Raw genomic sequence first — 16,381 nt, forward strand, 5'->3', positions numbered from 1 at the left:
AACTCTTATTAATTGGCGCTAGCTGCAGCTTTTAGCTTACTGAGCCTTATTAAGCCTTACTTAACTTAGTGTCTAGCATCAATCGGATAAATTGCTTGAACTGCTGAGGATTAGATAATAGGTGCATGGTCATATCCTCAAAAGCCTCCTTGGCATCGAACATAGCGTCCTCAGCGGCATTGGGATAACCGCCTAGCATAATCTGCTCAGTGCTGTTATTGCTAAACTGCTTAACCACGATCTCGTTCTCAGTGACCTTGTCCCAGATAGTATTCATAAAATTCACTTTATCTTTATCGGTAAAGTCCTCGCCTGCGAACACCTCATTTAAGCGCTCAATAATCTGCGATAAATAAGCTTCTTTTTTATCCTTGGGAGTTGCTGTACCAGCGCCGCTACCGCTCTCTAACTGATACTCAGACTTGCCTTCTTGCAGCTTTAGATCCTGCTGATAGAGCTTGGAGACTCGGTAATGACTCATAACGATATTACTCAAATCGACCTCTTCTTCGTCATCGAAGCTCTCGCGTAGTAGCGGCTGCAGATTACGCGCATATAGACTGAGCTTCTCAAGATCCTTGCTATCATAATCGACGATTTGCGACATAAACTCATACTGACGGGTAAAAGTGCCTAGATCTTTTTTGAAAATCTCCAGCGCGTCTTGATCGGTTTTAAAGCCTTTATAGTCATTCTCCGCATTGGTGATGAGTACCACATCGCCAGTCGCCTTAGTGCGCTCAAGCATTATCTTAGCTTGCTGAGCTTGTTCGCGTGCTAGCTTATAGCGCTTTTGCCAGCGCTCAACCGCAGGCTTACAGATATTACTGATGGCGGCATTGAATTTGTTTTTGCTATAAAACGCCTCAACGAACTGCTCGACTTCATGCCAAACAAAAATTTGAGCGGCACATAATTTATCATATAGATCATAAACCTTATCAGGGTCAGAAACCTTGGCTAAAGTAGCGGTTTCATAATAAGGCTGAAAGGCTTCAAGGATATCCTCAGGATCGTTAAAGAAGTCGAGCACAAAGGTGCCACTCTCAGCCTTACCTTTATAAGTGCGATTCAGCCGTGATAACGTCTGCACGCAGTCCACGCCAGTGAGCTTTTTATCGACGTACATAGCGCAAAGCTTGGGCTGATCAAAGCCGGTCTGAAATTTATTTGCCACGAGCATCACTTGATAGTCATCACTATCAAAGGCTTTACGCAGATCGCGACCTTTTAGGCCGATATTCATATTGTGCTCAGTGAATTTTTTGCCTAGTAAGGCGTCGCTATCCGGGTCATTATCATGAAAGGTAACCTCTCCTGAAAAGGCCACCATAACATTGATATTGCGATAGCCATACTGAGCAATATAGTTATCAAAGGCCAGCTTATAGCGCACCGCTTCTTTACGCGAGCCGGTCACTACCATCGCTTTGGCTTGCCCGCCAAGTAAACCTTTAATATTGTCGTTAAAGTGCTCGATGATGATTTTTACTTTTTGGGCAATATTATGCTCATGCAGGCGCACCCAGCTACCTAGTTTAATCTTGGCGCGGCGCGCATCGACTTCATTATCTTTGGCAGCGAGTTTTTGCTTTAACTGATAGACCACTTTATAGTTGGTATAGTTTTTGAGTACATCTAGGATAAAGCCCTCCTCTATCGCTTGGCGCATGGAGTAGACATGAAAAGCGGCAGGCAAATTATCTTTAGAGGCTGGCAGATTTGGATTAGGCAAACGGCCAAATAGCTCAATCGTTTTGGGCTTAGGCGTCGCGGTAAAAGCGTAATAGCTTAGATTGTCACTGCTACGGCGAGCCGCTAGCACACTATCGAGCATATCTTCGCTAGATAGCGCCCTATTATCCGGCTCTAACTCGCCTGAGATCAGCACTTCTTTGAGCTGGCGCGCGGTCGAGCCGGTCTGCGACGAGTGCGCTTCATCAGCGATAATGGCATAACGGCGCGATTTGAGCACACTTGAGTCTTCGATAGCTTTGAGTACAAAGGGAAAGGTTTGAATAGTGACAATGATAATCGGCTGCGAATTTATCAAAGCTTCGGCCAGCTTTTCAGACTTAGAGCCGTCGCCCTCTTTATTATTAATACGTCCGACCACACCATCAGCATGCTCAAACTGATAGATGGTATCTTGTAGCTGGTCATCGAGCACGGTGCGATCGGTAATGACGATGACGGAATGAAATTGCTTATCGCCTTGCTCATTATAAAGGGTGGAGAGCTGATGCGCGGTCCAAGCGATAGAGTTGGACTTGCCCGAACCAGCACTGTGCTGAATAAGGTAACGTTGCTCAGAGCTGCCAGCTTTACTCTCATTAATAGCTGCATCAACCAGTTTAGTGACTACCTCCCACTGATGATAACGCGGAAATACCATGGTCTCACGCTTGGACTTGCGCCCAATAGCGTCCTCTTCTTCCTCAATTTGCAGATGCATAAAGTGGCCAAGAATCGCCAACAGATTAGCAGGGGTGAGCACTTCATTCCACAAATAGTCAGTGGCATAGCGGCTACTATCTACTGGCACATCGTTACCGGCGCCGCCCTCGCTGGTGCCTTTATTAAAGGGTAAGAAGTAGGTATTATCGCCTGCCAGCCTCGTGGTCATGTAGACCTCGTACTGGCTAACGGCAAAGTGTACCAAAGCGCCGCGCTTAAAGCTCAGTAGCGGCTCAGGTTTGCCGGTATCCGCATCTTTTGGCAGACGAGTGCGCTTGTATTGGCTAATAGCGTTTTGTACCGATTGTTTAAACTCAGACTTTAGCTCCATAGTGCTGACGGGCAAGCCATTCACAAACAGCACGATATCGATACGGTTACGTTTGGCGACTTTGTTATCGTTGCTAGCTTCGACAGCATTTTTATTAGCGACAGTATGCGGGCTATAGACCAGCTCAGGCACGATACGGCAGATATTGGCCTGATAGCGCGCCATGATCTCAGGATTGAGATTGTGCTCAGGCTTAAACTGGCAAAGGGAGAAGCGCGCGTTACGAATCTTTAGGCCATGACGCAATACGCCCAAAGTGCCATAAGTGCGCGAGGCTCTATCTGTTGAGTGCTCATCGGCCTTATTGAGCTGCTTGACCAATGCTTCGATAAAATGACGTTCAGAGTCGATAGGAAAGGTTTTGCAGAATTTTTGCCATTGTTGCGGCTGGGTGGTCTGCACAAAGTCGAGCACATCTTGCTCATAGAGCGCGGTTGCTGCTTGATAGTCAGCAGAGCTACCGAGCTGCCAACCTTTTGCTTGCATTTGCGCCACGATATCGGCTTGAAAGATAGACTCATAGGTGACGTTGTGCGCGTTGATCATATTTAGTCCGTTGTTATTATTATTTTTAGGGTTCGCTGACGACTGCTGCCGCGGCGGCAGCAGCGGCCTCTAGCGCGGCAATAGTAGCATCGTTAGTCATGGCATAGGCTTCATAAAGCTCGCAGCTTCTAGTATCGCCATTATCACAGGCTATGCTAAACCACTCCAAGGCTTTTTCACTGTCTTGCTCAACCCCATAACCGCCAGCATAAAACACCCCCATATTACGCTGACCGTTTGGGCTGTGCTGCGCGGCAGATAGCTGTAATAGCTCAAAAGCTTTGTCAAAATCTTGCGGCACGCCCATACCCATAGAGTATAGAACCGCCGTATTATTTTGGCCAGTAGCATCGCCCTGTGCGACGGACTGTTGGAGGAGCTGAGCGGCTTTGTCATAATCGCGCTCAACCCCTTGTCCACTAGCGTATGCCCAGCCAAGCCCTGCTTGCGCGGTAGCATAGCCTTGATCGGCGGCTTTTTGATACCAGTAGACCGCTTGGCTATAGTCTTGCTCAACGACGGTGCCGCTCTCATAAAAATAGCCGATATTGTTTTGCGCGCCCGCTTCCCCTTGAGCCGCCGCTTTTTGGTACCAGTCATAAGCTTTGGCATAATCTTGCTCGACTGCGATGCCATCATTGTACAACACGCCTAAGTTATTTTGTGCAGTAGCATCGCCTTGAATGGCGGCTTTTTTGATAAGCCGATAGGCTTTATCATAGTCCACCTCTGCCCCTTCGCCGCTATAGTACATCCAGCCAAGCGCGCTTTGAGCCAAAGCATTGTCATGATCGGCAGCTCTTTGATACCACTCGATAGCTTGGGCGTAATCCTGCTCAACGCCTAGCCCCGACTCATACATCAAGCCCAAATTATACTCGCCAGAGGCATCGCCTTGCCTAGCGGCTTGCTCAAACCAAGAGTAGGCTGCGGTATAATCTTGCGCCGCACCTGTACCCTCAAAATACATAGCGCCAAGATTATTCTGCGCTTGTATATCGCCTTGAATAGCGGCTTTTTGATACCAGTAGAGCGCTTTGGCGCTATCTTGCTTGACGCCTCTGCCTTGATCATAAAACACGCCTATATTGTACTGAGCGACGATATCGCCTTGTTCAGCCGCCTTTTCAAACCAATAAGCGGCCTGCCTATCATTCTGCTCAACGCCGCTGCCCATCTCGTACATAAGCGCTAGGTTTTTTTGGGCCAAAGGATTGCCTTGCTCAGCCGCTTTTTGATACCAGTAGACCGCTTTGACAAAGTCTTGTTCGATACCTTCGCCAAAATCATACATCAAGCCTAGATTGTTTTGTGCGGCGGTATCGCCTTGTTCGGCAGCTTGTTGATACCAGTAGGCCGCTTTGGCGCTATCTTGCTCAACCCCATTGCCTCTATCATACATCATCGCTAGATTGTATTGAGCAGAGGCGGAGCCTTTAGCCGCTAAGGCTTGAGCGGTAATCAAGCTATTTGCCTGCGCAAAAGCGCTAAGCGCAAACGCTAGGCTTAAGGCTATGATTTGATAAGCAAGTTTTGGGTTTAATAACGATGCTTTCATTTTTTTCTCTACAGGCAATAGCGAAGTATTGGTTTGGTTTTAGACTTTGTGCTATTGCGTACCATACTAGAGATTAGTACCTATGGGTATACTCCACACTCACATTATTCACATTTACTAAGCTAACTACCGATGGTAATATAACGGCACTTATATAGGTACATAAATATATGACTGCACATCAAGCACAGTCTAAGCTTAACGAAGTCTATGACTTTCTAATATCTTTTGAAGGGATGATCAATCCTGACAATATTAGATTCAGTCGTTGGCTTAGAGATGCTCAAGCATTGCGTAACAGCAATCCTGCTGAGGGCTTTTTGATGGAAGCTCTAGTCTACCGTGCGCAAGGTAAGCTTGACCAAGCGGTTGATTATGCCGAGAAGTCTTATCGACTAGATAAAACCGTTGCTCGTGACAATTATGCAATACTTTTATCAGAAGCTGGGCAATTTAAAGAAGCTATCGCTTTAACTTTACTAAACTTGCAAGAAGATAATTTTAATACATATGCATTAAAAAGACTTATTGTAGATTCATCTATAACACTAGACAAAGAAGCATTATCACAAGGTTTGTCGTTATTCAAAGACCCTAACAATCAATTTAAAGATTTATTGCATCTAGGTCATAGTAAGTTAGAGTATTTTGAGAAAGAAATATTTGACCTAGAGCAAACAGAAATAACGATTGATAGCCTTATAGAGGTTTCGTCTATAGCAGCCAAAGCTTCAAACTCATATTATTTAGGTAATAGTCAAGTCAGTATGACTATCCAACATAATGAGGTAGGCACTTTTTTAATCGTAAACGAAGAAATACCAAGTATCGATATCGATACTTGCTTTATGATTCATGATAAATACACTGAATATTTGCTTGATAGTGACTTATCGTTTAAAGATTATAAACGCATCGTCTATAATTTCTTACCTTTAGAAGATGACAGTTTACCAAATGATGATCTACTTAGTCAGCAAGGGATTTTAGTTTGAGCGTTACTATAGAGGATATGAAGCAAGCAGTAGATCACTTATTTCCCAATCCTAAAACAATCGAAGATGAAGCCATTCAAAGAGCCTGTATCAATCGTCATTACTATTTGATCTATTATATGATGCTCAATGTCATTAAAGATAACTTTCCACAGTACGATATGAGTAGAGACGGCTCGTTTAATAATACGGGCTCTCATAAGCGCGTCTTTCTGGTCTTTGAAGAGATAGCAGAGCTGACAGAGAGTAAGGCAGCTAAAAGACTCGCTTTACAATTTACAGACTTTTTGACTAAGCGCCACAAAGCTGATTATAGGCTTGAAGAGAACTTTAGTAGCGGCGAATATGCTCAATGTTTAAGGTACGCTGATAGAATACCTGAATTAGCGCAAGCGCTCATAGATGAGCAATAGCTCTCTTGTTCATTTACCTTAATACCAATCAGATACCACATTTACTATTAAGCTAAATCCGTAAGGTGATTTTTTAGCCCTATACCTATTCTTAATTTGCTAATAACCGCGTTCATTCAACCGTTTATACTCATCACACCCACTCTGAAGACCTTGATCACAAGCTTTTCCATACCATTCTTTCGCCGTAGCTCGGTTTTGCTTTAACCCACCTAAACCTTCTTCATAAAAAGTCCCAAATATATTTTGGCCATACATATTTCCTTGATTCGCTGCTTTTTGAAACATTTGGTGGTGTATCAGAAAGTATGCTGAGGTAATAAAGGAGGGTGACAGCCAAAGCAAGATGATATATTTGAGGTTATGAAGACACAAATACAGATCAGTTGCCCCGACTGTCACAGTCCCAGTTTAAAGAAAAATGGCATAAAAAGCTATGGCAAGCAGAACTACCAATGTAAGGACTGCAAACGTCAGTTTATTGGCGACCATGCCTTAAGCTACCAAGGCTGTCACTCTCAAATAGAAGACATCATACGGCTAATGACGGTTAGAGGCTGCGGTGTTAGAGACATAGCCATCATTACCTCGGTGAGTATTGGTAAAGTGCTCAGCACCATAGGCTCATCTGTTTATAAGATCGCGCCTAAGAAGCGATATTATGAACGCTTAGAGGTTGATGAGTTCTGGACTTACGTGTATCGCAAGAAGCGTAAAGTCTGGCTTATTTATGCTTATGACCGTGCTACTAATGAGATTGTCGCTTATGTCTGGGGCAAACGTGATTTGAGAACGGCTAAGAAGCTAAGAGCACGTCTAAATCAGCTCAAAGTCAGCTATGACTCTATTAGTATGGACAACTGGGATAGCTTTTTGACGGCTTTTAAATCAGATCATAAGCGAGTTGGCAAACAGCACACGGTAGGTATAGAAGGCAATAACTGTCGCTTGAGACACCGGTTACGTCGAGCCGTTAGAAAAACCTGCTGCTTCTCGAAAAAGCTTGATAATCACTTTAAGGTATTCGATCTGGTGTTCTTCTATGTCAATTATGGCTACGTCTGATGCCAGCATACTTTTTAGAACACCACCAAACATTTTTCTAGCTAAGACCATATCCTGACGGACACCTTGACCACTGTAGTATATCCATCCAGTCATAATTTGATATTTTGCACTCCCTTGATTCGCCCATTTCTTCATATTCTCTAAGCTATTTGGTACAGTCTGTAAAGATGACCGATACTTTTTTTGCTTCGGATAAGCGCTCAAGTTATCAATTGATTGTGCTATGTCGTTATTATTATATACGCCTGAGCTCTTGCTACTACTATATATATTAGGCCTAGTGCGATAGTCGTCAGAATTAGAAGTATTGGTAACAGTATGACTCAGGCTGTTGTTTGACTTGAACGTCGTTTCGGCAGCACCACTTGTTTGGACTATACCAATTCCTAATACTGCTAAAATCAATAGTATCTTTTTCATAAACTCACTACCTATAACCTATCGCTAATCATAATCAACCTTTGATACTTTATTTTACTACCATCAGAACAAATCCTACGGCTCATAGCACATTTCTTTAAAGCTATTACCAAACAAGGTTTTATTCAATTTTTTAGTGTCGCTATAAACTCTGTCACTGTCAGCACGATAAGCCTGCATGTTTACACAGTTACCATAACCAAGTCGCACCAAATCCATTTTGGCATATTTGGCAGGGTTACTTGCTTTTTCTTGCTGATAGCGTTTAGTTGCGATTTTTCGATAACGTGCTACTTCATCAGCTCCATATTGGCTTTGTTCCTGAATTTGCTCTTCAACAAACTGTTTCCATCTAATCTGCACAGCTTTTTCACTCTGCAAGAAGGGTTCAATATAAGTCTTACACATTTTCGGGCTTTGTTTAAGCGCTTCACTAGGATTGAGATAAGCTAAAAGCGTTAACCGATTTCTTTCATATTCTCCATCAATAGTCTTAAGTAATTCTTGTTTATAGCCTTTTGCTTCGGGTACGACATTTAATCGCTCTACGTTACTTTTGACTTGTTCATATTCTTCAGTGAGCGTATCTATATCTTTCATAGATAGTCTATCCAGTGCATCAATATCGCCAACTGAAACAAAACCTTCTATATTTAGTCTATTCAACCCTTCCAATACGAAATATGAATTTTCAATCTGCTTAGCGGTGTACTTTTTATTGTCAAAGCTACCTTGCATACTGCAATAATCATCTTCCCATTGATATACTTGTGCTTGGGCGCTATAGCTGACAGTCATTGCAGCTAATATAGTGGCTACGGTCAATTTTTTCATGCGTTAATGTCCTTATACACGCTTATTACAGTTTAAAAACCCAACTATTGTACTACAGTTTATCAGGCGCTTGCCAGCCGCGAACATCAATCTTACCGGTAACGGCAGCCGATATTAAAGCGGTGCGGCGTTCTTGCATAAGTTGAATGGCTGTTATTGCTTTATACTCTAACTCTTCAAGTTTAGTGTTTTGACTAACTATAAATTTGCATATACTCATTTGTTCAGTGGCTGGTGGTATAGGCAATTTATAATCATTTAAAGATTCCCTGTTTATCTTAGGCATTGCAACCCTATCAGAATCTAAAATTGCTGCTTTTGTAAAGTTATCGGACAACATAAAAAAGTATAAAAATCGATTATCCAATCCATTTACTGCATTTATTGGGTACATATCGGCACTACATAACGCAGTTTTTTCTTCGCAAATAGCTACCTTTGCCAACGCAGGACGTATTTTGCTATAGATCACTTCCCCTTTATAACAAAGATATTTGCTACTATCTGCGCCTTGTTCTTCCGCAGTCTCTTTGTAGACAATCTTGCCCGTACCTTTTTCAATATGATTTGGCGCATATAGAACTAAGTTTTTAAAATCAGGAGCTTTAGGATCAACTAACCCATTTCTTATTTGAGCACAATGACTGAATTTAGTTACAGACCAATGCTTAGGCACTTCCCCTAACCATTCAACACCCGAATCTTTCATCGGTACGTCAGGGTTTAAACCTTTGGTCACCGCATGACTAATCACGGCTTGGCGCTTTTCTTTTAGCAGTTGAATAAGGGTTTGTTGTTTTTCAATTAAAGTGTCAATTTGGGCGGTTTCGTAGTCGAGAAAGTTGGCGATTTGGGTTTGTTCTTCATGAGAAGGACAAGGCATTTTAATATTACCGAACGTTTCTGACCTAACAACTTTTCTAAGACCTGTATAAAAAGGACGTAAACCTTTGCGTAAATCGATGTGTAAAAAATAATAGTAAGCATACCGAGATGAACATCTATCGCTAGTTTCATAAACGTTATATGCTCCAGTAATCATGCCATTTTGCGGTGACAAACCAACTGTTCTAGGAGTTTCATCAATGTCGAAAAGACAAAATATTAAATCTTTTTTTTCAACTTCTTGGTACGTACTAAAATCCGCAGGTATCTTTCCATCACCATTGGAAACATCTCTTGGTATAACACCTCTGAGAGTAAGCGATAAGAGCTGATAATCTAATGAATTAGCCCCTACTAACTCCCTTCTTAAAAGCAACATACGTTTTGTTCTTTCAATATTCCAACTTACAGGTAATTTACTTAACCACTCAACCCTAGAATCTTTATATTCTGGATAACTTAAATATTTTTCAGCCATTACGAATGCACCTCACCCAATAACTGCATAATCTCCTGACTGACCTTATCTAAGTCCGCATCAATCTCGGCAAGCGCTCTAGGCGGCTCGTACACATAAAAATGACGGTTAAACGGTATCTCAAAGCCAACAATGCCGATCTCCTCATCGATAGCATCTACCTTATCGCTATTTATCCACGCATCCGGCACATGCAGCTGTACTTCGCGTTTGAAATAGTCTTCAATCAATTCGGTAGTAGTGATGCTAGGATCGAGCGGCACGTTTTCATAATCGCGCAAATCGCTATCGGCTTGGAATTCTACGATTTTGGCTGGCTTGTCTGAATTAGTAGCTTTATAGCTAAATGCACCATAAAGCGGATTAGCAGCTTTGACCACCTTTTTTATCACCGGCTCAGCTTCAGGATTTTTCCACGTTATTGCCTCAAGTAGTTGTTTCTTTTCTTTGGCATCCAGACTGATATCAAGATTGGTTTCTGCATCTTTTAACGCTTGCTTAAACACGGTTTCAAACTCGTTGTAATCATCGAATTGTTGCTCACCGTGCTGTTTATAAATGAGCGCTTGTAAGGCTTTGGCTTTATTCATAATCGCTAGCTGCTGTTGCCAAAGCTGACTACCCAGCACCTCTTTGATTTGCTTCTCTTTTAACTCGCTAAAATCCGCCTTTATAAGTGCTCTTGCCTCTAATGTCACCGCGGATAAATCGCCATAGCTTTCATTAGTCCAATCCTTACCAAAAGCTTCATACAGCGCTGGCATCACCATATCAAAGGGTTTTGGCGCATAACGCAAGGTTTCTAGCGCCTCATTGGAGAGCTGCGCCGATAGTCGTAGCGGCCGCTCGATAGTCAGGCGGCGATAGCCAAACTCGTGAGTGGCAAATATCTTACTGGCAAAGGTTTTGGCTAGATCTGATTTAGGGTTAGCAGACTGACGACCGCGATTGGATTTTACTTCCTCAGGCTTATCGAGTACGCGCGCATCCACCACCTCAAAGTCGCCAAAGCTGCGAATGATGGTCTTGATATCGTCCTCGCTCATCTCATTACGCTTGGAGCCTAATGACTTACGCATCTTGCTATATAGATGACTGCCATCGATTAATTGCACTTTTCCTTGACGCTCGGGAGCTTTTTTATTACTAAGTATCCAAATATAGGTGGCGATACCGGTGTTATAGAACATATCGTTGGGCAAGGCGATGATGGCTTCTAACAAATCGGCCTCAAGGATATAACGGCGAATCTCACTCTCGCCGCTACCCGCGCCGCCAGTGAATAGCGGTGAACCATTCAAGATAATACCGATACGGCTGCCTTGATTGTGGTTTGAACTGTTTTGCGAGCTGCTGTCTGTCTCTTTATCATTATCAGTAATCGGACGCATTTTGCTAAGCAGATGCATCAAGAATAATAGCGAACCATCAGAGACGCGCGGCAAGCCTGCACCAAAGCGGCCATCAAAGCCTTTTTGCTCATGCTCGTCTTTGATCTCCCCTGCTATCTTTTTCCAATCGACCCCAAACGGCGGGTTTGACAGCATATAGTCGAACTGCTCGCCGACCAGTTGATCATTAGATAAGGTATTGCCGAGCTTAATATTATTGACCTCTTGGCCTTTTATCAGCATATCGGCTTTACAAATCGCATAAGACTCAGGGTTCAGCTCCTGCCCATAAGTGCGCATCACCGCCTCAGGATTTAGCTCAAGCACATATTCCATACCGGAGGATAAGAAGCCGCCAGTACCGGCTGTTGGATCATAAATAGTACGGATAATGCCGTCTTTGGTCAGCGCGTCATCGTCTTCCATAAATACTAAGGACGTGGTTAAGCGCACGATATCACGCGGGGTAAAGTGCTCGCCCGCGGTCTCATTAGAGCTCTCAGCAAAGCGGCGGATCAGCTCTTCAAAGATAAAGCCCATTTCGTGGTTGGATATCGCCTCAGGACTCAGATCAGTATTGGCAAACATCTGCACCACTTTATAGAGTAAATTGGCATCGGCTAGCTGCCCGACAAACTCTTCAAACTTAAAATGCTCAAAGATTTCACGCGCGTCCTTGGAGAACGATTGCACGTAAGTATTAAGGTTATCTTTGATATCGCTTTGACCCATTTTGCTAAGATCCATCGGCGAGATATTATAAAAAGGTCGCTTGCTGACACGCAATAAGAAGCGCTCTTGCGCCTCCTCTTTTAGCCCTTTATCAGCGATACGCTGACTCTCTGCCACCACCTCAGCTTTGGTCGCCTCTAACACGCACTCCAAACGGCGCAATAGCGTAAATGGTAGGATGATGCGACCGTACTGCGATTGCTTAAAGTCGCCGCGCAATAGATCGGCGACCGACCAGATAAAAGCAGCGGTTTGGGAAAAATTAGTACTCATAGCATTGTCTTATCGTTTGGATGTGTCGGTAATGGTTAATAAAGCGGGCAAGAATAAATGCTTGGAAGTATAGCGCAGAATAAATCGTCTCACTAGCGCAATCCGCTGCGCTTATGGCAAGTTTAATTAGACTATCGGCAGTTTGAGGCAGCTGACTTGCTTAATACTGGGGTTTGGGCTAACTTAATAGTGTTTATCGTAGCGCTAAACGGCTGGCCTCAGATAAAGGCTCAACCGTACTATAAAACATAACTAGTAAAGCTAACTATTCTAACTATAAAAACGAAAGGGAGAGTTAACAATGGACATTGTACTCTTAGAATCGCTAGGCATTAGTGAGGAGGAATTAAATAAACTCTCAAAACCTCTCACCGATAATGGCCACCACTTAGTAGTCTATGACGATGGCAAACTCGACGATGACACTATCAAGCAGCGCATCAAAAACGTCGAGGTTTTAGTCCTCGCTAATACGCCACTAAGCGGGGATGTCATCGAGGCGGCCGACAAATTAAAATTTATCGCCGTAGCTTTTACCGGCTTTAATCATATCGACTTAGAAAAGTGTAAAGAAAAAGGCATTCAAGTCTCAAACGCCGCTGGTTATAGCACTCACTCAGTGGCCGAAATCACCTTTGGGCTAATCCTTTCCTTGCTGCGTAACATTGTGCCTTTAGAGGCCATCGTCAGAGACGGCGGTACTAAGGATGGCTACAGACAGCGCGACTTAAGAGGGAAAACCTTGGGCGTTATCGGCACTGGCGACATAGGCGGCGCGGTGGCGGAAATAGGCTTAGCTTTTGGCTGTAAAGTCATTGCTTATAACCGCAGTGAAAAGCCTGACTTAATCAATAAAGGGGTCGAATACAAATCGTTAGATGAAGTGCTAAAGGCTAGCGACATTGTTACTCTGCATACGCCATTAACCGATGACACCAAGCATTTAATTGATAAAAACAAGCTGGCGTTGATGAAAGATAGTGCCTTATTAATTAATACCGCTGTCGGTCCGATTGTCGATAATGAAGCTTTGGCAGCAGCGCTACGCAATGGCACCATCGCCGGCGTGGGTTTGGATAGAGTCGATATAGAGCCGCCAATTCCGGCTGATTATCCGATTTTGGATGCGCCAAATGTGGTGCTACTGCCGCATATCGGCTTTGCTACCGAAGAGGCGATGGTAAGAAGAGCTAAGATTACCTTTGATAATATAGTGAACTGGGAAAAAGGCGCGCAAGAAAACGTTGTTGTTTAAGACCAAAAAAGCAGATACCAAAACGGGTATCTGCTTTTATCTATAATTATTTCAAAATAAAATTGATACGCTAATATTAACGTGCAACTGGTATAAATTTTCCTTGCGTGCTGTGTCTACGCTGACAGAGGCTGCGCAAAATTCATTCCAGCTGCACTGTATCAGTTTTAAAATGAGTCAGCTATAACCTAAAATCAATAGCTTAACAGGATTACTTTTGCGGCGTAATTAAGTATTTCTCACCGGTGGCTTGTTTGCCATAAGCCGCTATCGACTTCATATCCAATACCTCTGCCAATGACACTTCATGAGTATAGCTACTAGCGAAAGTGGTAGTGATTTCATCCGCCACCCGCTTACGCATCGACATGACCGTATCGGTGCCTAATTTGCTTAGCGCATTGAATAATAAGAAACCATTGACGCCCCAAGCAAAACCGAAGTTACGGTTTAAAGTAATAGGGCCACGGTTTAAGGCGCCATAGATATAAACCTGTTTGTAAGTGTCAGAGCCATAGACATTATATTCTGTGACGTCTTGAGTAATCGCCGCTTCCATACAGTTAAGGATATCGCTGGCCAGTTGACCGCCACCGATCGGATCAAAGGCGATAGTTGCGCCGGTCTCAGCTATAGCCGCGGTTAGATCTGCAAGGAATGAGTCTTTGCTAGAGTTGACCACATACTTTGCGCCCATATCGCGTAGCAAGGTTTCTTGCTCCTCTCTACGCACGATATTGACCAAATCAATGCCATCTGCCAGACAGATACGATTCAGCATTTGACCCAAGCTAGAGGCCGCCGCCGCGTGGACGATAGCTTTATGACCTTCAGCGCGCATGGTTTCGACCATTGCCAGCGACGTCAGCGGATTGACAAAAGAGGACGCGCCTTCTTTGGCCGTGGTGCCTTCTTTTAGTGGTAAGCAGCTTTTGACATTGACGCAGTGATATTGACGATAAGTACCACCGCCAATCACCGCTACCATCTTACCCATTAATGCTTGCGCGGCAGCTGACGAGCCGGCGGCAACTACCGTGCCAGCGCCTTCATTACCGACTGGCGTAGCTTTATCGACCCGAGTTTTAACCGCAGACATAAACTTCTTAGGCACCTCAGCGCTAATCACTGGGTTTTGCTCGTTGCCTGACTGCTGTGCGGTTGACATATCAGCGACGCTGAACATCACCGCTAAATCAGAGGGGTTTAATGGTGCCGCTTCGATACGAACCACTACTTCATCCGCCTTAGGCTGCGGCATGTCAATCTCTTGCAACGCTAAAGTGAGCTTATTATCTGAGCTAATGGTTGAGGTCAGTTGTATATTTTTATCGGTCATAGGTTTGCTCCTGCAAAGTATTCATTTTATTTTAGGGTTAGTATTTAACTCAAAGCTATTATTACTGGTTTTAATAAGCTTGTATATGTCTTAAGCTGCCAATCACTATTGCTTTTAAGACAATAATAGCGCGAAAATAGCTAGTTATGCCGTCAGTTCACTATAGTCATTTGAAAGTAAAACTGTTATTGGATTTAAACGTGCTACTGGTATAAATTTTCCTGGCTTGCTGCGTTCCTAGAGGCTGCAAAACCTATGTTTAAAAAAAGCATCCCAGTAGCACTGCACCACTGCACCACTGCACCTATTCTATTTAGTATGAACTATGCAGTTAATGGAGAAATAAGTTGGATCAATTACGTGCCATCCGCTATTTTTGTAAAGTTGCCGAAACCGGCAGTTTTACTAAAGCGGCAAAGAGCTTCAATGTACCGCCGTCATCGCTCTCAAGGCGAGTGGCGGACTTAGAAAAAAGCTTGGGCGCAACCTTACTCAAGCGCTCAACCCGTATGGTGAAACTAACAGAAGTCGGGCAGATTTATTATGAAGATATGCAGCAGGTATTAAGCCAGCTCAAGCAAAGCCATGAAACGGTGCGCAGTTATCAAAGCACGCCCATGGGACGTCTACGCATTAGCTCGATGGTCGGTTTTGGCGAAAAGATATTATTGCCGCTGCTAGACGAATTCAGCGCTTTATATCCTGAGATTGTATTAGATATCAGCCTCAGTGATGAATTATCGACCCTCGGACGTGATGATGTCGATATTGCTATTCGCGGTGGTTACGCGCCCAATGAGCGCGTGCTCGCGATAAGGCTGATGGATAATGGTTTTATTCCAGTCGCCGCGCCAGCTTATTTAGAGAAGTATGGTGTGCCTAAGACAGTAATGGAATTAAAGCAGCATAACGGTCTTTATTTTAAAGCGCCAACTGGGGCAACGCCTTGGCTAGCTCGTATCAGCGGGCAATGGCAGGACGTCTCAGGGCCGGCGGTCGCAATCTCCAACAACGGCGATTGGCTCGCAAAAAAAGCCTGTAATGGCGAGGGTATCTTGATGTCGACCCGCTGGGCGTTGGCGTCTTATCTTCAGTCAGAGCAATTGCAGGAGCTCACCTTTGAGCATGAGCTAGCTATCACTCAACACGCGGATGTGGCAGTATATTTGCTCTATCAAAAACAGCGCTACTTAGTGCCTAAAGTTAAAGCGGCGGTAGACTTTTTGGTGGATAGGATAAAAAACAGTTATAGTGGACTGGCTATAAAATAAATACAGGGTAGCTGGGATAACTGGGATAGCGGCAATACGTTTATTTAAGCTCAGCTATATAATGAGTCAGCCATTCAAAGTAAACTACTACCCTAGCGCATAAATCACTGTGATTGATTTAGAAACAGAACCGCA

At 43.8% G+C, this 16,381-nt stretch carries 12 protein-coding genes; 5 read left to right on the forward strand and 7 right to left on the reverse strand.

What is annotated here, in order from left to right; all coding sequences use genetic code 11:
• Window positions 1–49: 49 nt before the first annotated feature.
• Window positions 50–3,334: a DEAD/DEAH box helicase family protein gene (locus M0N77_RS05485; RefSeq protein ID WP_353104237.1), complete on the reverse strand. Its 3,285-nt coding sequence runs from the start codon at window positions 3,332–3,334 to the stop codon at window positions 50–52.
• 25 nt (window positions 3,335–3,359) lie between these two features.
• A complete protein-coding gene (locus M0N77_RS05490) occupies window positions 3,360–4,892 on the reverse strand; it encodes a tetratricopeptide repeat protein (protein WP_353104239.1) in 1,533 nt (510 codons plus the stop codon).
• Between the two features lie 170 nt (window positions 4,893–5,062).
• Here M0N77_RS05490 and M0N77_RS05495 point away from each other — a divergent pair, with 170 nt between their 5' ends.
• Entirely contained in the window at window positions 5,063–5,887 is an 825-nt protein-coding gene (locus tag M0N77_RS05495; RefSeq protein ID WP_353104240.1) for a hypothetical protein, read from the forward strand.
• A complete protein-coding gene (locus M0N77_RS05500; RefSeq protein ID WP_353104242.1) occupies window positions 5,884–6,300 on the forward strand; it encodes a hypothetical protein in 417 nt (138 codons plus the stop codon). The genes M0N77_RS05495 and M0N77_RS05500 overlap by 4 nt, the downstream gene beginning before the upstream one ends.
• Before the next feature lie 99 nt (window positions 6,301–6,399).
• On the opposite strand, the gene M0N77_RS05505 is transcribed toward M0N77_RS05500, so the two are convergent.
• Entirely contained in the window at window positions 6,400–6,588 is a 189-nt protein-coding gene (locus tag M0N77_RS05505; RefSeq protein ID WP_353104243.1) for a hypothetical protein, read from the reverse strand.
• Between the two features lie 75 nt (window positions 6,589–6,663).
• Between M0N77_RS05505 and M0N77_RS05510 the strand changes: the two genes are divergently transcribed.
• Window positions 6,664–7,365: an IS1 family transposase gene (locus tag M0N77_RS05510; protein WP_353104245.1), complete on the forward strand. Its 702-nt coding sequence runs from the start codon at window positions 6,664–6,666 to the stop codon at window positions 7,363–7,365.
• Window positions 7,366–7,863: 498 nt separating this feature from the next.
• Here the strand turns inward: M0N77_RS05510 and M0N77_RS05515 are convergent, their stop codons facing one another.
• Genes M0N77_RS05515 through M0N77_RS05525 form a run of 3 tightly spaced genes read right to left on the reverse strand, consistent with a single transcriptional unit; the run spans window position 7,864 to window position 12,381 of the window.
• The gene (locus tag M0N77_RS05515; protein ID WP_353104247.1) at window positions 7,864–8,622 is read right to left on the reverse strand and encodes a hypothetical protein; all 759 of its coding nucleotides are present in this window, start codon (window positions 8,620–8,622) and stop codon (window positions 7,864–7,866) included.
• Window positions 8,623–8,674: 52 nt separating this feature from the next.
• Entirely contained in the window at window positions 8,675–9,985 is a 1,311-nt protein-coding gene (locus M0N77_RS05520) for a restriction endonuclease subunit S (protein ID WP_353104249.1), read from the reverse strand.
• Window positions 9,985–12,381, reverse strand: a complete 2,397-nt coding sequence (locus M0N77_RS05525; RefSeq protein WP_353104250.1) for a class I SAM-dependent DNA methyltransferase — start codon at window positions 12,379–12,381, stop codon at window positions 9,985–9,987. Before M0N77_RS05525 ends, M0N77_RS05520 begins: the two co-directional genes overlap by 1 nt.
• A gap of 301 nt (window positions 12,382–12,682) precedes the next feature.
• On the opposite strand from M0N77_RS05525, the gene M0N77_RS05530 reads away from it, so the two are divergent.
• A complete protein-coding gene (locus tag M0N77_RS05530) occupies window positions 12,683–13,636 on the forward strand; it encodes an NAD(P)-dependent oxidoreductase (RefSeq protein WP_353104251.1) in 954 nt (317 codons plus the stop codon).
• 211 nt (window positions 13,637–13,847) lie between these two features.
• Here the strand turns inward: M0N77_RS05530 and M0N77_RS05535 are convergent, their stop codons facing one another.
• Window positions 13,848–14,975: a zinc-binding dehydrogenase gene (locus M0N77_RS05535; protein ID WP_353104252.1), complete on the reverse strand. Its 1,128-nt coding sequence runs from the start codon at window positions 14,973–14,975 to the stop codon at window positions 13,848–13,850.
• A gap of 347 nt (window positions 14,976–15,322) precedes the next feature.
• Here M0N77_RS05535 and M0N77_RS05540 point away from each other — a divergent pair, with 347 nt between their 5' ends.
• Complete coding sequence (locus M0N77_RS05540) at window positions 15,323–16,246, forward strand: LysR substrate-binding domain-containing protein (RefSeq protein WP_353104253.1); 924 nt, start codon at window positions 15,323–15,325, stop codon at window positions 16,244–16,246.
• The last annotated feature ends 135 nt before the right edge of the window (window positions 16,247–16,381 follow it).

It is taken from the genome of Psychrobacter sp. AH5, from assembly GCF_040371085.1.
Lineage (GTDB): Bacteria > Pseudomonadota > Gammaproteobacteria > Pseudomonadales > Moraxellaceae > Psychrobacter.